18 protein-coding genes are annotated in these 19,796 nt (G+C 70.2%); 8 read left to right on the forward strand and 10 right to left on the reverse strand.

Features of this window, described 5'->3' with window-relative positions; all coding sequences use genetic code 11:
• Positions 1-70: 70 nt before the first annotated feature.
• Positions 71-862: a S16 family serine protease gene (locus tag ACI2L1_RS21955; RefSeq protein ID WP_404741017.1), complete on the forward strand. Its 792-nt coding sequence runs from the start codon at positions 71-73 to the stop codon at positions 860-862.
• 46 nt (positions 863-908) lie between these two features.
• On the opposite strand, the gene ACI2L1_RS21960 is transcribed toward ACI2L1_RS21955, so the two are convergent.
• The 5 genes from ACI2L1_RS21960 to ACI2L1_RS21980 are packed head-to-tail and all read right to left on the reverse strand — an operon-like array spanning position 909 to position 5,046.
• Positions 909-1,865, reverse strand: a complete 957-nt coding sequence (locus ACI2L1_RS21960) for a glycine betaine ABC transporter substrate-binding protein (RefSeq protein WP_404741018.1) — start codon at positions 1,863-1,865, stop codon at positions 909-911.
• Positions 1,862-2,665 (reverse strand): ABC transporter permease, encoded by an 804-nt coding sequence (locus tag ACI2L1_RS21965; RefSeq protein WP_404741019.1) that lies wholly within the window; start codon positions 2,663-2,665, stop codon positions 1,862-1,864. The genes ACI2L1_RS21960 and ACI2L1_RS21965 overlap by 4 nt, the downstream gene beginning before the upstream one ends.
• Positions 2,662-3,903: a betaine/proline/choline family ABC transporter ATP-binding protein gene (locus ACI2L1_RS21970; RefSeq protein WP_404741020.1), complete on the reverse strand. Its 1,242-nt coding sequence runs from the start codon at positions 3,901-3,903 to the stop codon at positions 2,662-2,664. Before ACI2L1_RS21970 ends, ACI2L1_RS21965 begins: the two co-directional genes overlap by 4 nt.
• Complete coding sequence (locus ACI2L1_RS21975; protein WP_404741021.1) at positions 3,896-4,543, reverse strand: ABC transporter permease; 648 nt, start codon at positions 4,541-4,543, stop codon at positions 3,896-3,898. Before ACI2L1_RS21975 ends, ACI2L1_RS21970 begins: the two co-directional genes overlap by 8 nt.
• 26 nt (positions 4,544-4,569) lie before the next feature.
• Positions 4,570-5,046 carry an Lrp/AsnC family transcriptional regulator gene (locus ACI2L1_RS21980; RefSeq protein WP_404741022.1) on the reverse strand — a complete coding sequence of 159 codons (477 nt, stop codon included), beginning with the start codon at positions 5,044-5,046 and terminating at the stop codon, positions 4,570-4,572.
• A 126-nt stretch (positions 5,047-5,172) separates the two neighbouring features.
• Between ACI2L1_RS21980 and hppD the strand changes: the two genes are divergently transcribed.
• Both hppD and ACI2L1_RS21990 read left to right on the forward strand, forming a co-directional pair.
• A complete protein-coding gene (gene hppD, locus ACI2L1_RS21985) occupies positions 5,173-6,318 on the forward strand; it encodes a 4-hydroxyphenylpyruvate dioxygenase (RefSeq protein WP_404741023.1) in 1,146 nt (381 codons plus the stop codon).
• Positions 6,319-6,539: 221 nt separating this feature from the next.
• A complete protein-coding gene (locus ACI2L1_RS21990; RefSeq protein ID WP_404741024.1) occupies positions 6,540-7,397 on the forward strand; it encodes a Teichoic acid biosynthesis protein C (Precursor) in 858 nt (285 codons plus the stop codon).
• Between the two features lie 41 nt (positions 7,398-7,438).
• Here ACI2L1_RS21990 and ACI2L1_RS21995 read toward each other — a convergent pair whose 3' ends face one another.
• Positions 7,439-8,893: a tetratricopeptide repeat protein gene (locus ACI2L1_RS21995; RefSeq protein ID WP_404741025.1), complete on the reverse strand. Its 1,455-nt coding sequence runs from the start codon at positions 8,891-8,893 to the stop codon at positions 7,439-7,441.
• A 92-nt stretch (positions 8,894-8,985) separates the two neighbouring features.
• Here ACI2L1_RS21995 and ACI2L1_RS22000 point away from each other — a divergent pair, with 92 nt between their 5' ends.
• Positions 8,986-10,392: an FAD-binding oxidoreductase gene (locus ACI2L1_RS22000; RefSeq protein ID WP_404741026.1), complete on the forward strand. Its 1,407-nt coding sequence runs from the start codon at positions 8,986-8,988 to the stop codon at positions 10,390-10,392.
• Between the two features lie 80 nt (positions 10,393-10,472).
• Here ACI2L1_RS22000 and ACI2L1_RS22005 read toward each other — a convergent pair whose 3' ends face one another.
• Complete coding sequence (locus ACI2L1_RS22005; protein ID WP_404741027.1) at positions 10,473-10,958, reverse strand: SsgA family sporulation/cell division regulator; 486 nt, start codon at positions 10,956-10,958, stop codon at positions 10,473-10,475.
• 310 nt (positions 10,959-11,268) lie between these two features.
• Between ACI2L1_RS22005 and ACI2L1_RS22010 the strand changes: the two genes are divergently transcribed.
• Complete coding sequence (locus ACI2L1_RS22010) at positions 11,269-13,149, forward strand: RDD family protein (RefSeq protein WP_404741028.1); 1,881 nt, start codon at positions 11,269-11,271, stop codon at positions 13,147-13,149.
• Positions 13,150-13,238: 89 nt separating this feature from the next.
• On the forward strand, positions 13,239-13,871 hold the full coding sequence (locus ACI2L1_RS22015; protein ID WP_404741029.1) for an RDD family protein: 633 nt from the start codon (positions 13,239-13,241) through the stop codon (positions 13,869-13,871).
• 463 nt (positions 13,872-14,334) lie between these two features.
• Here the strand turns inward: ACI2L1_RS22015 and ACI2L1_RS22020 are convergent, their stop codons facing one another.
• Positions 14,335-14,598: a hypothetical protein gene (locus ACI2L1_RS22020; protein WP_404741030.1), complete on the reverse strand. Its 264-nt coding sequence runs from the start codon at positions 14,596-14,598 to the stop codon at positions 14,335-14,337.
• A 336-nt stretch (positions 14,599-14,934) separates the two neighbouring features.
• Between ACI2L1_RS22020 and ACI2L1_RS22025 the strand changes: the two genes are divergently transcribed.
• Positions 14,935-17,277 (forward strand): immune inhibitor A domain-containing protein, encoded by a 2,343-nt coding sequence (locus ACI2L1_RS22025; RefSeq protein ID WP_404741031.1) that lies wholly within the window; start codon positions 14,935-14,937, stop codon positions 17,275-17,277.
• Positions 17,278-17,396: 119 nt separating this feature from the next.
• Complete coding sequence (locus ACI2L1_RS22030) at positions 17,397-17,741, forward strand: hypothetical protein (protein ID WP_404741032.1); 345 nt, start codon at positions 17,397-17,399, stop codon at positions 17,739-17,741.
• Between the two features lie 28 nt (positions 17,742-17,769).
• Here the strand turns inward: ACI2L1_RS22030 and ACI2L1_RS22035 are convergent, their stop codons facing one another.
• Both ACI2L1_RS22035 and ACI2L1_RS22040 read right to left on the reverse strand, forming a co-directional pair.
• Positions 17,770-18,357 (reverse strand): isochorismatase family protein, encoded by a 588-nt coding sequence (locus tag ACI2L1_RS22035; RefSeq protein WP_404741033.1) that lies wholly within the window; start codon positions 18,355-18,357, stop codon positions 17,770-17,772.
• 75 nt (positions 18,358-18,432) lie between these two features.
• Positions 18,433-19,779: a nicotinate phosphoribosyltransferase gene (locus tag ACI2L1_RS22040; RefSeq protein WP_404741034.1), complete on the reverse strand. Its 1,347-nt coding sequence runs from the start codon at positions 19,777-19,779 to the stop codon at positions 18,433-18,435.
• Positions 19,780-19,796 lie beyond the last annotated feature (17 nt).

Here is a 19,796-nt window from a genome sequence, read left to right on the forward strand (position 1 = left end):
TTCGTCGGCGGGACCTGTACGGGGCTGACCGGCTCGTGGCCGGAAGTGACCGCCGCGTTAGATTGATCCCGTGCTCTCTCGCCTCACGCGCCCCCAGGCCGTCGCCGTCTGTGCCCTGCCCGTCGTGGCACTGGTCGCCACGGCCCTCTTCGCGCCGCTGCCGTTCTCGCTGGCGCAGCCCGGGATGACGGCGAACGTCCTCGGCGACAACAAGGGCACATTGGTGATCACGATCTCCGGCGCGAAGGTCCGTACGACCAGCGGTCAGCTGCGGATGACGACCATCGAGGCGACCGGGCCCGACACGCATGTCTCGCTCGGCGACGTCTTCGACAGCTGGTTCCGCACGGATCGTGCCGTCATGCCCCATGACGCGGTCTACCCGAGCGGGCAGAGCGACAAGGAGATCGAGCAGCACAACATCGAGCAGATGCAGGAGTCCCAGGACGCGGCGAGCGAGGCGGCGCTGAACTATCTGAAGCTGAGCGACAAGACCGTCAAGGTCACGCTCAAGCTCGCGGATGTGGGCGGGCCGAGCGCGGGGCTGCTGTTCTCGCTGGGGGTCGTCGACAAGCTCGACGGCGACGGGAACGGCGGTGACCTCACCGGCGGTCGCACCATCGCCGGGACCGGCACGATCGACGCGGACGGGACGGTCGGCGCGGTGGGGGGCGTGGCCCTGAAGACGCAGGCCGCGAAGCGGGACGGGGCGACGGTGTTCCTGGTCCCCAAGGCGGAGTGCTCCGACGCGAAGGCGGAACTGCCGAAGGGGCTGCGGTTGATTCCGGTGACTTCGCTGAAGGGGGCGGTGGGGGCGTTGCGGGCGCTGGAGAACGGTAAGGGGTCCGTGCCCAGCTGCTAGTGCGCGGCGCCGCCGACCTACTATGCAACGCCTTCTTTGTAACCCGCTACTTCACGAACCCCTCCGCCTTCATCCAGTCCAGCGCCACCTGATGCGGATCCTCCCCGGCGACATCCACCTCCGCGTTCAGCTCCTGCGCCACCGTGTTGGTCAGCCTCTTCGTGACCGGGGCCAGGACCTCCGCGATCGCCGGCCACTTCTTCAGGGACTTGGAGTTGATCTCGGGGGCCGCGTTGTAGTTGGGGAAGAACTTCCGGTCGTCCCGCATCACCGCCAGGTTCATGGACTTGATGCGGCCGTCGGTCGTGAAGACCTCCCCGTACCGGCAACTGCCCTTAGCCACCTGCGTGTAGATGATCCCGGTGTCCATCTGGGTGATGTTCTTCGCCGGGACGCTCATCCCGTACGCCTTCTCCATGCCCGGCAGCCCGTCGGCCCGGTTGGCGAACTCACTCTCCACGCAGAGCGTCACCGCACCGGGGTCCTTCTTCGCCAGCGCCGCCACGTCCGACAGCGTCCGGGTTCCGTACTTCTTGAAGTTGGACTGGTTCATGGCCAGCGCGTAGGTGTTGTTCAGGGGAGCCTTCGGCAGCCACGTGAGCCCGTTCTTGAGGTCCGCCTTCCGTACCGCCTCCCACTGCTCCTGCGGGTCCGCGATGGGCTCCGCGTTGCCCTGGTACGTGATCCACGCCGTGCCCGTGTACTCGTACATCCCGTCCGCGTCACCGGACTTGACCGCCTCCCGCGCCCCGACCGACCCCTGGATCCCGGTCCGGTCGAGCACGTCCGCCCCGGCCGCCTCGAAGGCGATCCCCATGATCGCCCCGAGGATCAGCTGCTCGGTGAACTCCTTGGACGTGACGGTGAGATCGGCGCCCTTGAGCGGCTCACCGCGGCCGATCGATCCCGGCTGCACGTCGTCGGCCATCGGGGACCCGCTGGTCAGCCCGCAGCCTGCCAGCAGCGCCAGCGAGACGGCCGCCGTCAGACACCTGCGCCTCACCTCCCCACCTCCAACCCCCGCGGTCTGAGCAGCAGTTCGGCGAGCGAGGCCAGCCAGTCGACCAGCAGGGCCAGGGACACCGTGAGGATCGAGCCCAGCATCAGTACGGGCATCCGCTGGTTGGTGATGCCGGTCGTGATCAGGACGCCCAGGCCGCCGCCCCCGCCGAAGGTGGCCAGGGTCGCCGTGCCGACGTTCAGGACCAGGGCCGTACGCACGCCCGCGAGGATCAGCGGTACGGCCAACGGGAGTTCGACACGGGTCAGCGCCCCCAACGGGGACATGCCGATACCGCGTGCCGCCTCCAGCAGGGTCGGGTCGTTCGCCTTCAGGCCCGCGATCGTGTTCGACAGGACCGGCAGGACGGCGTAGACGATGATGCCGATCAGGGCCGCTTTCGTGCCCGTGCCCAGCCAGATCACCAGCAGGGCCAGCAGGCCGATCGCCGGGGTCGCCTGACCCATGTTGGCGACCGCCATCACCACCGGGCTCGCCCTGCGGAAGGCCCTGCGGGTCAGCATGATCCCCAGCGGGATCGCGATGATCAGCACGAAGAACGTCGAGACCACCGTCAGCTGCACGTGCTGCCACAGGGCCTTGGACACCTGCCCGTTCGACAGCGCGTTCTCGGAGATCGAGTCCAGGTCGGCCTGCGCGAACCACAGCCAGGTCGCGAGCAGGACGGCAATGAGGAACGCGGGCAGGAACGTCAGCTTCTGCCAGGTCACGTGCCTCTCGGGCGGGGCCGGCGGGGGAGGGGCCGCCGTCTCCTCCCGTTCCGGAGTCTCGGAAGTCGTCACGCCTTCCGCTCCCCTCCGTAGGCACCTTCCTGCTCGGCGTGCGTCTGGGCGGCCCGCGTCTCCTCCAGCTCGTGCCGGTGCTCCATGGCTTCGAGACGGTCGGCCTCAAGGAGGTCGTGCACGGAGTTCATGAGCGTCTCCACGTCGACGACCCCCGTGTACTCACCGCGCCGCCCGGTCACCGGGACCCGGCCCGCGTTGTCCGTCAGCACCGCCTCCAGCGCGTCCCGCAGCGTCGCGTCCCTGGTCACCGTGTCGTTGACCAGCGTCCCGGCCCGTGCCAGCGACCCCTTCGCGCGCATCATGTCGCCGCGTCTGAGCCACTTGTACGGCCGTCCCCGCTTGTCGAGCAGCAGGATCTCGCTGGTCCCGCTTCCCCGGAGCTTGTTGAAGATCTCCTGGAGGGGGTCGTCGATCGTCACCGTCGGATAGGCGGTGATCTCCACATCCCGTACGCGGGTGAGGTTCAGCCGCTTCAGCGCCGCCCCGGCCCCGACGAACCCGGACACGAAGTCGTCGGCCGGGTTGGTCAGGATCGCCTCGGGGGTGTCGAACTGGGCGATGTGCGAGCGTTCGCGCAGGACGGCGATCCGGTCACCGAGCTTGATCGCCTCGTCGAAGTCGTGCGTGACGAAGACGATCGTCTTGTGCAGCTCGTGCTGGAGCCTGATCAGCTCGTCCTGGAGATGGTCACGGGTGATCGGGTCGACCGCGCCGAACGGCTCGTCCATCAGCAGTACGGGGGGATCGGCCGCCAGCGCCCTCGCCACACCCACCCGTTGCTGCTGACCGCCGGAGAGCTGGCGGGGGTAACGGTCGTGGAACTCCCCGGGGTCCAGCCCGACGAGGTCGAGCAGCTCCTCCACCCGGTCCCGGATCCGGGTCTTCCCCCAGCCGATCATCTTCGGCACCAGCGCGATGTTCTGCGCGACCGTCATGTGCGGGAAGAGCCCGGCCGACTGGATCGCATAGCCCACCTTGCGGCGCAGCTTGACCGGATCGATGTCGGTCACGTCCTCACCGTTGATCCGGATGCGTCCGCCCGTCGGCTCGATCAACCTGTTGATCATCTTGAGCGTTGTGGACTTACCGCATCCGGATGGACCCACGAAGATGACGATCTCGCCCGCCTTGATCTCCATGTTGACGTTGTCGACGGAGGGTTGAGGATTGCCGGGATACTGCTTGGTCAGGTTCTCCAACTCGATGGACGCCCCCGACGCCCTGCTCTCAGACACGGATCCCCCTCGGAATGGTCAGCCGTCCGATCAGGACGTACGCGGCGTCGAACAGCAAAGCGAGAACGACGATCCCGAGCGTGCCCGCGAGCACCTGGTTGAGCGCGTTCTTGCTGCCCAGGGAGGCGATCCCCCGGAAGATCTCGTTGCCGAGCCCGGGCCCGGAGGCGTAGGCGGCGATCGCGGCGATGCCCATCAGCATCTGGGTCGAGACCCGGATGCCGGTCAGGATCGGCGGCCAGGCGAGCGGCAGCTCGATCCGCAGCAGCCGTGTCACCCGGGACATCCCGATGCCCCTGGCCGCGTCCACCAGGGACGGGTCGACCCCGCGCAGGCCCACGATCGCGTTGCGCACGATCGGCAGCAGCCCGTACAGCGTCAGCGCGATCACCGTGGGCGGCACACCGAGGCCCACGAGCGGGATGAGCAGACCGATCATGGCCAGCGACGGAATGGTCAGGATGGTCGAGGTGGCCGTCGTGGCGAGGTTGCCCGCCCATTCGCTCCGGTAGGTCACGACCCCGATCAGCACCCCGATCAGCGTCGCCACGACCATGCACTGGAAGACGGCGCTCGCGTGTTGGTAGGCGTCCGTGAGCAACTGCTGATGGCTGTTGCCGAGATACTCCCAGAAGCTCACGCGCGCTCCCCCAAGGCTCGGATCGGTCAGGTCTCCCGGTCTCCCGCCGCCTGCTCCACCAGCGGGATGATCCGCAGCGGAACGGGGTTCTCCATGACGATCGCGGTGGCGGCCCGGACGATCCCATCGAAACCGACAACCCGGTCGATCACACGTTGGAGATCGGCGTTGGAGCGGGCCACCAGCCGGCACAGCATGTCCCCGCTGCCGGTGGTGGTGTGCAGCTCAAGCACCTCCGGGACGGTCGCCAAGTGCGCCCGTACGTCCGGCCCTTGCCCCTGCCGGATCTGCAGCGTGGCGAACGCCGTCACCGGGTAGCCGAGCGCCGCCGGATCGACCTGCGGACCGAATCCCCGGATGACTCCGTTCGACTGAAGCCGGTCGAGCCGTGCCTGCACGGTCCCCCGGGCCACTCCCAGCCGCCGGGACATCTCAAGGACCCCGATCCGCGGCTCCCGCGCAAGGAGCACGATGATCCGTCCGTCCAGCTCGTCGATCTCCACGGCTGCCTCCCGGAGAGGTGGTCATCCTGTACAGAAAGGCCGCCGAGACGACCGTACGACTGAACACATTGCCCAGTGATTACGGTAACTATTGCGCACCTTGCAGAGCGGAGCGAGGCTTTCGGCATGACGCAGACCACACACCACACTCCCGACACCGCCCGGCAGGCCGACCCCTTCCCGGTCAAGGGAATGGACGCGGTCGTCTTCGCCGTCGGCAACGCCAAGCAGGCGGCGCACTACTACTCGACCGCCTTCGGCATGCGGCTCACGGCGTACTCCGGACCGGAGAACGGCAGCCGCGAGACCGCCTCGTACGTGCTCACCAACGGCTCCGCCCGTTTCGTCTTCACCTCGGTCATCAAGCCCGCCACCCCCTGGGGCCACTTCCTCGCCCAGCACGTGGCCGAGCACGGCGACGGTGTGATCGACCTCGCCATCGAGGTCCCGGACGCCCGCCGCGCGTACGCCTACGCCGTCGAGCACGGCGCTCGCTCGCTGGCCGAGCCGTACGAGCTGAAGGACGAGCACGGCACGGTCGTCCTCGCCGCGATCGCCACCTACGGCGAGACCCGCCACACCCTGGTCGAGCGCACGGGCTACGACGGCCCGTACCTTCCCGGCTTCGCCGAGGCCGCCCCGATCGTCGAGCCGCCCGCGCACCGCACCTTCCAGGCCGTCGACCACTGCGTGGGCAACGTCGAGCTCGGCCGGATGAACGAGTGGGTCGGCTTCTACAACAAGGTCATGGGCTTCACGAACATGAAGGAGTTCGTGGGCGACGACATCGCCACCGAGTACAGCGCCCTGATGTCGAAGGTCGTCGCCGACGGCACGCTCAAGGTGAAGTTCCCGATCAACGAGCCCGCCGTCGCCAAGAAGAAGTCCCAGATCGACGAGTACCTGGAGTTCTACGGCGGTGCGGGCGTCCAGCACATCGCGCTCAACACCAACGACATCGTGCAGACCGTGAAGACCATGCGCGCGGCGGGAGTTCAGTTCCTGAACACCCCGGACTCCTACTACGACACCCTCGGCGAGTGGGTCGGCGACACCCGCGTACCGGTCGACACGCTCCGGGAGTTGAAGATCCTCGCCGACCGCGACGAGGACGGCTATCTGCTGCAGGTCTTCACCAAGCCGGTCCAGGACAAGCCGACCGTGTTCTTCGAACTCATCGAACGGCACGGCTCGATGGGCTTCGGGAAGGGCAATTTCAAGGCACTGTTCGAGGCCATCGAACGAGAGCAGGAGAAGAGGGGTAATCTCTAGCCCCCAAACGATCTAGGGCGTGTGTCGGAAGTCCCTTCGTCCGCCCGAAGGGCGGGCCCTGCGGCGTCTGGTGCGTGCTCTCGGCGTGCGGGGTGGAAGTCCTCGTACTGGACGTACTTGGGCTTTCGCCCCGTGCGGCGAGTGGGGGTGCCCCCTCTGGGGGAGCGTGCCAGGCGTCGCGGGGCAGAAGGGACTTCCGACACACGCCCGAGGGGGGGACCGTGACCGAGCGCTTCGACCTGGCCGTGCCGGCCGTCCGCTGGCTGTGGAAGAAGGCGCTGCACGAGGGCACGGTCCTTCAGTCCTTCGCCTTCGACGAGACGCACCAGCACCTCTACGTCCTCCAACTCGCCGCGGGTGGCGCCGAGTCGGGCGATCTGTGCCTGAACCGGCTCGACTACGACGGCATGTTGCTCGGGCGGATGCATCTCAAGGGCTTCGGGCACGGCGTCAGCATGGGTGTGCAGAACGCCGCCGACGGCAACGTCTGGATCTGGACCGAGGCCGCCGCGAAGGAAGGCTACGGCCAGGGCGTCACCCGCTTCCGCTTCTTCGACGGCGCCACCCGCACCGGCGAGGATGTCGCCATCCGCAAGCCGATCGCCGGGTCCACCAACAACCAGCCATCGGTGTGCATGACGTCCAAGCGCATAGCCATCCGCTACCGCCTCGACAACAAGCCCCGCTACCGCGTCTGGGACCTCGACACCTTCGTCGCCCGCGACTACGCCGACCCCATCCCCGACCTCGCCCAGACCGGCCTGCACCCCGACCTTTCGGTCCCCTTCCAGGGATACGCCCTCTACGGCGACCACCTCTACCAACTGGCCGGCACCGCCTACGACGGCACCACCAACCCGCCCGCCGAGCACGGCAACGCCTACCTGTCCTGCCTCGACATCCGCACCGGCAAGCTGGTCCAGCGACAGCGCACCGAGGCCGGCCACTCCCTCGACTACCGCGAACCCGAAGGCGTCGCCGTACGCCGCACCGGCACACCGCGACTGTGCATGGGCCTCGCCTCGGGCTCGGCGGGAGCACGCCGCTTCTCCCTCTACTACAAGCCGCTCTCCGGGTAACGCTCGCGCGGGAACCGGCGGCGCAGCGACGAGGAACGCCCTCATCGGTACGGCCGCGGTGCGACCCCCTTGGCGTCCATCAACGGCACGTCCTCGTCCGGCACTTCGCCCAGCGCCGCCAGCGCCTCCCACGCCGACCGCACCCGCAGGGGCGAGAAGTAGGGGTTGATCCGCAGCGCCTCCTGAAGATGTCGTCGCGCGGGCGCGGTCTGCCCCAACTCCCGCTCGATCATGCTCAGGTGATAGGCGTACAGGGCACTGCGCACCGCACCCCCGTGCACCTTGTCCGTCGCGATCCGGGCGTACCGCAGGGCCTCCTCGTCCTCGCCCGCCCGGTGCAGCGCCCACCCCAGCGCGTCGGCCACCGGGATGCCCGGCTGCCGTCGCCACTCGGCCCGCAGCCGCCGTACCGCGGACGCCGGATCACCGTGGTCCGCCTCGAACTGCCCGAGGACCAGCTCCTCGTCCGCCCCGGACGCCGCAGCGCTCCGCACCCTCGCCCGCAGCAGGTCGTACTGCACCCCGGCGGCCTGCCCCAGACCCAGCGACTCGTACAACTCACCCAGTTCCAGTGCGTATTGAGGCAGCGGCTGCTTCGCGAGGGCGATCCGGTACGCGTTCAGGGCCTCCGTCGTGCGGCCCAGCGCCGCGAGGACCCGCCCCTGCCCGGCCTGCGCGGCCCGCTGGTCGGGGTCGATCCGGACCGCCTCCTGGAAATGCCGCAGCGCGTCCTCCAGGTCGCCGCGCTCCCAGGCCAGCTGCCCGGCCCGCTCCAGATACGCGGCCCGCTCGGCCGGAGCCTCCGCCCGCGCCGCCGCGTCGGCCAGCTGCGCCGCCGCGTCCTCGCGCCAGCCCCGGTCCCGGTACACGGCGGCCGCCCGGGCCATCACCGCGGGCCCCGACCGCAGCGCCATCAGCCGCTCCAGCGCCGCACGGGCCGCCTTGTAGTCGCCGAGCCCGGTGTACGCGTCGATCAGCGGCGGATACGTCGTCCACCGCTTCGGCTCCAGCTTCCGGGCGGCCTCGCCCCAGGTCCGCGCGGCCCGGAAATCCCGTCGGGCGTTCGCGAGCGCGGCCAGACCGCCGAGCGCCTCCGCGTTCCTCCGCACCTTCAGGGACGTCCGCAGCGCGGTGTCGGCCTTCGGATAGAACGCCGTCTCCGCCGTCCGCCGTCCCTGCTCCACATACGCCGTCCCGAGCACCGCCCACGACCGGGCGTCCCTGGGATGCCTGCGCAGATGGTCCTCGCGCTCACCGATCAGCACCGCCAGCTCGGGCAGCGCGGCCGGTGCCCCGGCGGCGACCGCCGTCTGCGCCTGGGCGCCCGGTGCCGGGGCGGGGGCGTGGGGCCCCGTCCGCTCCGAGGGCAGCAGCATCAGCGCCGTACCGAGCACCGCGCACCCCGCGACCGCGGCGATCACCAGACGCCCGTGCAGCCGGGCCCACCGCCGGTCCGTCGGCTGCTCCGGCCGGCTCTCCGTGGCTTGGTTCTCCATGGCGCTCACTGTGCGTCAGGACGACGAGAACACCCCGGCATACGGCGGCTGCCGCAGACGGGGTTCACACCGATGGCCCCCGGTGCGACGCTGTGATCATGAGCCGTATCGAAGCGCCCCGCGACGAGGTCACCGGCAACCTCGTCGACCGTCTGCTGAGTGGTCTGCCCGCGGAGGCCGTCCTCGTCGACCCGGACGTCACGGTCTCCTACGCCAACGACATGGCGAGCTTCTGCCCGGCCGGCACTCCTGCCGTGGTCGTGCTGCCGCGCACGGTCGAGCAGGTCCAGCACGTCATGCGCATCGCGACCGAACTGCGCGTCCCGGTCGTCCCGCAGGGCGCCCGCACGGGCCTGTCGGGCGCGGCCAACGCCTCCGACGGCTGCATCGTGCTGTCCCTGACCAAGATGGACCGCATCCTGGAGATCAACCCGGTCGACCGCATCGCCGTCGTCGAACCGGGCGTCGTCAACGCGACGCTCTCGCGCGCGGTGAACGAACTCGGCCTCTACTACCCGCCGGACCCCTCCAGCTGGGAGATGTGCACGATCGGCGGCAACATCGGCACGGCCTCCGGCGGGCTGTGCTGTGTGAAGTACGGGGTGACGGCGGAGTACGTCCTCGGCCTTGACGTCGTCCTCGCCGACGGGCGGCTCATGTCCACGGGCCGCCGTACCGCCAAGGGGGTCGCCGGATACGACATGACCCGCCTCTTCGTCGGCTCCGAAGGCTCGCTCGGGATCGTCGTACAGGCGACCCTGGCCCTCAAGCCGCAGCCGCCCGAGCAGTTGGTGCTGGCCGCCGAGTTCGCGTCCGGGGCGGCCGCCTGCGATGCGGTGTGCCGGATCATGGAGGGCGGGCACGTGCCGTCCCTCCTCGAACTGATGGACCGTACGACGGTGAAAGCCGTCAACGACCTGGCGCACATGCAACTCCCGGAGTCCACCGAGGCCCTCCTCCTCGCGGCGTTCGACACCACGGACCCGGCGGCCGACCTCGCGGCGGTCGGCGCGCTGTGCGAGGCGGCGGGGGCGACGCAGGTGGTCCCGGCCGACGACGCCGCCGAGTCGGAGCTGCTCCTCCAGGCCCGCAGGCTGTCCCTCACCGCCCTCGAAGCGGTCAAGGGCACCACGATGATCGACGATGTGTGCGTGCCCCGCTCGCGGCTCGGCGAGATGCTCGAAGCCACCGAGCGGATCGCCGAGAAGTACCAGCTCACCATCGGTGTCGTCGCCCACGCCGGCGACGGCAACACCCACCCCACGGTCTGCTTCGACGCGGCCGACCCCGACGAGTCCCGGCGCGCCCGTGAGTCCTTCGACGAGATCATGGCCCTCGGCCTGGAGCTCGGCGGCACGATCACCGGCGAGCACGGGGTGGGCGTACTGAAGAAGGAGTGGCTGGCACGCGAGATCGGGCCGGTGGGGGTGGAGATGCAGCGGGCGGTGAAGGGGGTCTTCGACCCGCTGGGAATCCTGAACCCGGGCAAGCTGTTCTGACGCCCCTTTGCGGCTGAACCGCCGCGGCTCTCGCGGACCTGGCTGATCGCCGTCGCGGTTCCTCAAGTGATGGTTGCGGCTCACTCACCTCCGTCCTTCGACTCGTCGCTCGGCCAGGGACCCCGCAGCCAGAGTTCGTCGTGACAGCCCGGAGTGGGGGCCAGCAGCTCGGCGAGGCCGTCGTCGATGCCGAGCTGCTCCGCCTCAGAGCCCGGGGGGACCGCCCTCAGCGTGCGTTCCAGCCAGGCCGACACCTGCGCGGCCGGGGCCTCCAGGAGGGCGTCGCCGTCGGGGGAGCTCAGCCCCATCAGCACGACGCCGCGGCCCATGACCTTCGTCGGCCACACCCGTACGTCCCCGTGCCCGCACGGGCGGAACACGCCCTCCACGAGGAGTTCACGGGCGAAGGTCCAGTGGACCGGGTGGTCCGAACCGATGTGGAAGGCGATGTGGACGGCGAAGGGGTCGTCGCTGCGGTAGCTCAGGCGGGCCGGGACCGGGATGCTGCGCTCGGGCGACAGGATGAGTTTGAGCTCAAGTTCGCGCTCTACCACGGTGTGGTGCATGTCATTCGTTCCTCTCTCGGCTCTCGTACGGGTCCTGTGGTGGGCCCGTACGAGTGGAGAGGGGGGAGGGGCCGGGATCATTACGCGGGTTCGGCGAACTTTTTCCGCCGGTATCGCGATCGGTCCCACGGCCGCTGTCGCGCTCGGTCTCCCAGCCGGTACCACGGTCGGTCTCCCAGCCGGTACCACGGTCGGTGTCAGGTCGTGCTCAAAAGGGGTGGGTCCGGTGGGACTGGCGGTGGGTCTTGCGCCGGTCTGATAGATGTGGAGCCCCCTCTATTGACCCCCGAGCAGATACGGGACGACGGACATGAGCGCCCCAACCCCGGCACCCGGTGACGACAGGCCCCGCGAGGGCTACTACCCGGACCCGTCCATTCCTGGATATGTCCGTTACTGGAACGGCGCTTCCTGGGTGGCGGGCACCAGCCGCCCCGCCCCGGGGGACGGCGAGCCGCTCGCCCCGCCGTCGGGCGCGGGTCCGGCCCCCTCTCCTGTGGAGGAGACGGGCCCGCACTTCTTCGACGAGGACCCGGCCGAGGAGGCCGCCCGCGGCGACGCCCAGCACGGCAGCCGCCCCGAACCCGCGTCCGCGTGGACCGCCGACCGCGCCCAACAGGCGGGCTTCGGCGGCGACCAGGACCGCAGGGTGTCCTGGGGGTCCCCGCAGGGCGCCGCGCAGGCCCAGCAGGGCGGTGCCCAGCGGGGACTGCCGCAGGGAGCTCAGCACGGCGGGCCCCAGGTCCCCCCGCAAGGAGGAGCTCAGCAGGGTGCCGCGTACGGCGGCGCTCAGCAGGGCGGGGCAGGAGGGCCCCAGGGTGCTCAGCAGAGCGGGCCGCAAGGGGCTCGGCAAGCCGCCCCGCACGGCGTACCGCAGCAGGGTGCTCCGCAGGGGGCGGACCCGAGGGTGACCGGTGCCGGTCTGCCCTCCGGCGGTTCCGGCCCGGCCCGGCCGGACGGGCACGCCGCCCGTACCGACGGCACCGCGACGATCCCGCCCGCCGAACCGGACGAGGACGGCGGTACCCGTGTCTTCCGTCGACCCACGGCCGGGTCCGGGGGAGCGGGAGCCGCTCAGCAGCCGGGCGGCCCCGGCTCGGACGACGGCACCATGAAGTTCCGCGCGCTCTCCCCGGGCACGGCGCAGCAGAACGGGGGTCCCGGGGCGCAGAACGGAAGCACGCCGGGACCCGCGTATTCCGGTCCCACCGCACAGACCCCGGGTACGGCCTCGGACGCCCCCGGCATCGGCGCGCAGTCCTCGCCCGGAGCGGCCCAGGGCGCTTCCGGCCCGGGCGATGGCGCGGGTGCCCAGCCGCCCGCCGGCCCCCAGGGCCCCGGCTTCGGTGCCGGCAAGGCCGCCGCCGAGCGGGCCGCTGCGGCCGGTTCCGCAGGTCCCCAGGGCCCCGCCTCCGCCGCTGCCGCCGCCGTCCCCGGGCTCCAGCAGCCCACCCCCGCCTCCGGCCCGCAGGCGGCCCCGGGAGTGCCCCAGCAAGGCGTCCCGCAGCAGAGCGGCCCCCACCAGGCGGCCGGAGCCCAGGCCGCGGGAGCCCAGCCCCCCGGCACTCCCATGAGCGCGGGCCCCGGTGGCGGTCAGCCTTCCTGGGCTCAGCAGGTGCACCGCCTCGCCGGACCCGACGAGGAGCAGCCCGCGCCCTGGAAGCCTCCGGTCGAGGACATCTTCCAGGCGGCCGCCCGCCGCCAGGCCTCCGCGAGGCCCGCGAGCCTCGGCAAGCGGCTGGCCGCCCGCCTGCTCGACACCCTGGTCGTCGGTACCGTCACGGCCGTGGCCGCCGTCCCTCTCGGCATCAAGGCGGCCGACCACATCAACGAGAAGGTCGACGCGGCCAAGCTGTCCGGCGAGACCGTGACGGTCTGGCTGCTTGACGGCACCACGTCGGTGTACCTGGGCATCGTGGTCGCCGTACTCCTCGTCGCCGGTGTCCTGTACGAGGCGCTGCCCACCGCCAAGTGGGGCCGCACCCTCGGCAAGAAGCTGCTCGGTCTGGAGGTGCGGGACATCGAGGGGCACGAGCCCCCGGCGTTCGGCGCGTCCCTGCGCCGCTGGCTGGTCTACAGCGTCCCGGGCCTGCTCGGCATCGGCCTCGTGGGCGTCGGGTGGTGCCTGTTCGACCGGCCGTGGCACCAGTGCTGGCACGACAAGGCGGCGCATACGTTCGTCGCGGGCTGAGCGGGTAACGCGAACGGCGTAGATGATTCGGTACTCCGGACGGCCGCACGCCGGATGCGGAGTCGGGGGGTTCGCGGTCGACTCGGGCCATGAGCAGTGAACCGCCTCCCGGCTCCGGCCAGCAGCCGCCGGATGACGACCCGTTCAGGAAGCAGCCCCCGCCTGCCGAGGGCTCGGGATCGCCGTACAACACCCCGCCCCCGTCCTACGGGGGAGGTCCCCACGGCGGTGACCCGTACGGCGCCGGCTCCGGTCCCACCGACCCGCTGGCCGGCATGCCGCCGCTGGCACCCAGCGGCAGGCGCACGCTCGCCCGGATCATCGACCTGATCCTGGTGGGCATCGTCGTCTGGCTGATCACCTGGGGATTCGGGGTGAGCGAGTACGACGTGGACAGCGACGACATGCAGTACGGCAAGTCGCTCGCCCAGTCGGCGCTCGCCGCGGTGCTCTACATCGCCTACGACACCGTCCTGATCGCCCGGTCCGGGCAGACGCTCGGCAAGAAGTGGCTCGGCATGCGCGTGGCGAACCTCGACAACGGTTCCACGCCCTCCACGCAGACCACACTGATCCGCTCGGCCGTCCTGTGGATCCCGTTCGCGTTCTGCTGCGCCTGCATCTGGACCGCCATCTCGGGCGGCTGGAGCTACTTCGACAAGCCCTACAAGCAGGGCCTGCACGACAAGGCGGCGAAGACGGTGGTGGTCAGCACCACCTGATCCGGGCGGGCCCGGTCGTCACCTTGAGAGGACCCGGTCGATACGGCCGGGAGGGGGCGGCGGGGTCCGAGCCGTTTTTCGGGGCCTTGAAGACGGCGGTGGGCTGGTCGACGGGGGGTTCATCGTCGTCCGTCTGCGGGCCGGTGGGGGCTGGTCGCGCCCACGCGGCGGAGCCGCAAATTGATACAGCCCCGCGCCCCTGGGGAGTCCGGGTCGCCGGTGTCGGCGTCGTCGGGTTCGTCGGCTGTGCGGGAGCGGCAGGTCCGGGATTGCCGTCCGTCCGGGAGTCGGCGAGAGGGCGTCGGCCGTCCAGGGGTGGCGAGGCCAGGAGTGTCAGCCGTCCGAGCGACGGCGGGGCAGCGAGTGGCGGTCGGCGGTAACCGGTGACAACGCGACCGCGCGCCCGGCCGGCCCGACGAACCCGGGGGACGAACCGGAGCGCGCGGTTCGGTGAACGCGGTGTTCAGGCCGCGGTCTTGGAGCCCGTGGCCACAGCAGGCACGGGCTCTTCCGCTGTGTGCTGGGCGGCGGGCTTGCGCAGCGCGACCACGCGGGGCTTGGGCTGGGGCACCGTCATGGCTACCAGCAGGCCGAGCGCGAGCGCCGAGACGGCGATGACCGCGATCCCCACGGTCGAACTCGTCTGTGACAGCAGCAGCATGGCGAGCGTCGAGAAGATGACGGTGATCGAACCGTAGGAGAGCTGTGCGGCAGTCGGACGAGGCATGGCAATCGGTCCTCGGAATTGGGGATCCACGGGGGGTGTCGGCCTGGCATTCCGCCGACATCCGGGCGTTCCGCCAATCGACTCTAATCGCCTGTGTGCCCGAGTGGAACGAACAGTAAGCGTGACCTAACCAACAGTGCCGGAGCACAGGGGGCGCACGGAGTCATGGCGTCCACCAAGTGGACCTCTGTGCGCGCCTGTCCTGTTGCGGCCATGTGTCCGCAATGCGAACTCCGTCTCCCGATAATGCACTTGACGGGTCCAAGTCAAGGTCTGTCTTTTCTCCCCAACCTTTAGTCAAATACCGGTCACTTGCCTGATAGGGGAGGGGCACAAGTGACAGACAGAACCTGGACGTTCAGAACAGCGGCGACGATCGTCGCCCTCGCGGCCGCCTCGGCCACGTTCTCGACGTTCGCCGTGGCACAGGCCGCGGACACCACGTCCACGCAGACCTCCGCGGTCGACCGGCAGGACCCGCAGCCGGCGAAGGCCAGGGAGCACGACTTCGACGGCCCGCTGACCAAGACCCAGGAGGCGCAGCGCCAGGAGGCGCTCGACCAGGTCATATCCGGCGCCGCCACGGTGAAGAACCGCGACGGCTCCAAGGTGGTCGAGCTCAAGAGCCGCAAGGGCGACAGCAAGTACGTCGAACTCGGCCGCGAGCAGACCGACAAGATCTTCACCATCCTGGTCGAGTTCGGCGACCAGGTCGACCCCCGCTACGGCGGCACGGCCGGCCCGCTGCACAACCGGATAGCCCAGCCGGACCGCGCCCAGGACAACAGCACGGCCTGGCAGGCGGACTACAACCAGGCCCACTTCCAGGACCTGTACTTCGGCGACGGCAACGCCTCGGTCAAGTCCTACTACGAGAAGCAGTCCTCGGGCCGCTACTCGGTCGAGGGCGAGGTCACCGACTGGGTCAAGGTCCCCTACAACGAGGCCCGTTACGGATCCAACGACGCCTCCACCGGCGCCTGGTACGCGGTCCAGGACGGCGTCAACGCCTGGGTCGCCGAGCGCGAGGCCGCCGGTGACACCGCCGACGAGATCGCCGCGGAACTGGCCGAGTTCGACCAGTGGGACCGCTACGACTTCGACGGCGACGGCGACTTCAACGAGCCCGACGGCTACATCGACCACTTCCAGATCGTGCACGCCGGCGAGGACGAGTCCGCGGGCGGCGGCGCCCAGGGCGCGGACGCCATCTGGGCGCACCGCTGGTACGCCTTCGGCACCGACGCCGGCTCCACAGGCCCGGACACCAACAAGCTCGGCGGCACCCAGATCGGTGACACCGGCATCTGGGTCGGCGACTACACCATCCAGCCGGAGAACGGCGGACTCGGCGTCTTCGCCCACGAGTACGGCCACGACCTCGGCCTGCCCGACGAGTACGACACCTCGGGCGGCGGCGAGAACTCCACCGGCTTCTGGACGTTGATGTCCTCCGGCTCCTGGCTCGGCACCGGCAAGGACTCCATCGGCGACCTCCCCGGCGACATGAACGCCTGGGACAAGCTCCAACTGGGCTGGCTCGACTACGACGTGGCCAAGGCGGGCGAGCGGTCCACGCACAAGCTGGGCGTCGCGGAGTACAACACCGAGAACCCGCAGGCGCTGATCGTCCAGCTGCCCGAGAAGACGGTCACCACCGAGGTGGTCACCCCGGCCGAGGGTGCGACCCAGTGGTGGAGTGGCAGCGGTGACGACCTGCGCAACACCCTGACCCGTACGGTCGACCTGACCGGCAAGTCGTCGGCGGCGCTGACCCTCGACGGCTGGTGGGACATCGAGCAGGACTACGACTACCTCTACACCGAGGTCTCCACCGACGGCTCCAACTGGACGCCGATCGACGGCACTCTGGCCGACGGCACCGCCATCCCGAAGGACGGCAGCGGCAAGCCCGCCCTCACCGGCGCGGTGGACGCCTACCAGAAGCTGACCTTCCCGCTGGACGCCTACGCGGGCCGGAACATCCAGCTGCGCTTCCGCTACGCCACCGACGGCGGAGTGGCCCAGCGGGGCTTCGCGGCCGACGAGATCACGGTGACCGCCGACGGCGCGGCCCTGTTCTCCGACAACGCCGAGACGGCGGACGCCGCCTGGAGCGCGAACGGCTTCTCCCGCATCGGCGCGTCGATCACGGACGACTACGCGCAGTACTACATCGCTGAGAACCGCCAATACGTGTCGTACGACAAGGTGTTGAAGGTCGGCCCGTACAACTACGGCTTCTCGACGACCCGTCCGGACTGGGTGGAGCACTACGCCTACCAGAACGGCCTGTTGATCTGGAAGTGGGACACCTCCCAGGCCGACGACAACACCAGCCAGCACGCGGGCGAGGGCCTGATCCTCCCGGTCGACTCCCACCCGACCGCGCTGAAGTGGTCCGACGGCACGCTGATGCGCAACCGCATCCAGGCCTACGACTCCACGTTCAGCTGGTACCCGACGGACTCGATCACGCTCCACAAGGCCGACGTCCCGACGAAGATCAAGTCCAGGCCGGGCGTCCCGGTCTTCGACGACGGCATGTCGACCTACTACGACACGTCGAACCCGCTCGCGGGCGTCAAGATCGCTGACACCGACACCCGGATCGCGATCGTCAGCGAGCCCCTGAGCGGCTCGACGATCACGCTCAAGGTCGGACCTTCGGTCAAGTAAAAGTAAAGTAGCAGGTCAGAGGCGTATCGGCGGCAGCCCCTGGCGGGTTGCCGCCGATCGTGTTTAGGTGCGTGCTGTGGCTTCCTTATTGACACCGACGCACACGGGGATGTGACCGCATGGCCGCAGGAGGTTTCTGCAAGCTGCCGAACGGCATGGTGGTGGTGGCGCTGAACCTGCCCCGCCCGCCCGCCGACGGCTGCGGCAGCGTGCGGGTACTCGTCCACGCCCAGAACAGGGCGCGCGCCCTGACCAGGCTGCGCAACCTGGGCCTGCGCGCGGTCTACCTACGGGGCAACGCCGCGCCCCCGAACCCGGACGAGATCACCGCCGTACTCCACCACCCCGACGGCCTCATATGGCGCACGGCCCCTGACAACGGTGTCGTGACCGGCCCGGAGCCGGCCCAGGAGCTGTGGCACCCGATCAGGTCGCTGCTGAGGCGCCCGGCGGCACCGGCCTGAGCCCCGGTCCCCACCGGGGACGAGCTCGTCAGACCACCGGTTTGCCCGACAGCTCCACACCCGCTTCGCGCATCTCCTCGATCGCCCGCTCGGTCGTCCCCTCGGCGACACCGGCGGTGAGGTCGAGGAGCACCTGCGTACGGAACCCCTCCCGCGCCGCGTCCAGCGCCGTGGCCCGCACGCAGTGGTCGGTGGCGATTCCGACCACGTCCACCTCCGACACCTCCCGCGCCCGCAGCCAGTCGGCCAGCGTCACGCCGTTCTCGTCAGCCCCCTCGAACCCGCTGTAGGCGGCCGCGTACGCCCCCTTGTCGAAGACGGCGTCGATCGCCCCCGACGCGACGGCCGGCGCGAAGTTCGGATGGAAGCCCACGCCCTCGGTCCCGGCGACGCAGTGCGCGGGCCAGGAGTGCACGAAGTCGGGGTTGTCCGCGAAGTGGCCGCCGGGCGCGATGTGGTGATCGCGGGTGGCCACCACATGCTGGTAGCCGGAGCCTGCCGCCTGTCCGATCAGCTCGGTGACGGCGGCGGCCACATCGGCACCTCCCGCCACCGCGAGGCTGCCCCCTTCGCAGAAGTCGTTCTGCACGTCAACGACGATCAAGGCGCGGCGCATGTGGGTGTCCTTCGACTGTTGGGTGAACTTACGAGCCTAGAGACTTCGACGGCACTGCGGGAGGGCGCACTCGCATTAGCTACCCGAGCGCCCCTGGACGTACTCCGTCGGAATGACCGGCTCCCCGCGCGACAGCTGCGTCGCCGACAGCGGCAGGTTGGCCCGCGCGGCCGCATGGCGGTCCCGTACGACGTCCAGCGCCTCCCGTGCGACGACCTCGCCGCCCTTCACCAGCTCGACCAGCAGCTGCCGGTCCGCGAGCGCGGGCGGCACCACCCCCGTGCCCACCACCTCGGCCTCCGCGACCCCGTCCGCGTCCAGCCGCCGCGCCGCCCACTTGCGACCGCCCACCGAGGTCTTGCCCCCGGTCGCCTTCTTCGCCACCGGCACCAGCGGAGCCTTGAGGTCCGCGGACTCGGCGCGCGCGACCAGCTTGTAGACCATCGAGCAGGTGGGGTGCCCGGACCCGGTCACCAGCTGGGTGCCGACGCCGTACGCGTCCACGGGCGCCACGGCCAGCGAGGCGATCGCGTACTCGTCGAGGTCCGAGGTGACGATGATCCGCGTCTTCTTCGCACCCAGCTCGTCCAGCTGCTGCCGTACCCGGTGGGCGACCAGCAGCAGGTCACCGGAGTCGATGCGCACGGCCCCCAGCTCGGGCCCGGCGACCTCGACGGCCATGCGGACGGCCTCGGTGACGTCGTACGTGTCCACGAGCAGCGTGGTGCCCCGGCCCAGCGAGTCCACCTGGGCCCGGAAGGCGTCCCGCTCCTGGTCGTGCAGGAGCGTGAAGGCGTGGGCGGAGGTGCCCACCGTGGGGATGCCGTAGCGGAAGCCGGCCGCGAGGTCGGACGTGGTGGTGAAACCGCCGACGTAGGCGGCACGGGCGGCGGCCACCGCGGACAGCTCATGGGTGCGGCGGGCGCCCATCTCGATCAGCGGGCGGTCCCCGGCGGCCGAGGACATCCGGGAGGCGGCCGCTGCTATCGCGGAGTCGTGGTTGAGGATCGACAGGATCACGGTCTCCAGCAGCACGCACTCGGCGAACGAGCCCTCCACCCGCATGATCGGCGAGCCCGGGAAGTACACCTCGCCCTCCGGATAGCCCCAGATGTCGCCGCCGAAGCGGTAGGAGGCGAGCCAGTCCAGGGTCTCCTCGTCCACGATGCCGCGCTCCCGCAGGAAGCCGAGGACGTCCGCGTCGAAGCGGAAGTTCTCCACCGCGTCCAGAACTCGGCCGGTGCCCGCGACGACGCCGTACCGCCGTCCCTCCGGCAGCCTCCGGGTGAAGACCTCGAACACGCTGCGCCGCTCGGCGGTACCCGCCTTCAGGGCGGCCTGCAGCATCGTGAGCTCGTACTGGTCCGTGAAGAGCGCTGTCGAGGGAACGTCCACCGGCAGCCCAAGGTCCGCTGTGTTCATGACGAGGATGGTACCTC

The sequence above is a fragment of the Streptomyces sp. NPDC019531 genome (assembly GCF_044903305.1).
In the GTDB taxonomy this organism is placed as follows: domain Bacteria; phylum Actinomycetota; class Actinomycetes; order Streptomycetales; family Streptomycetaceae; genus Streptomyces.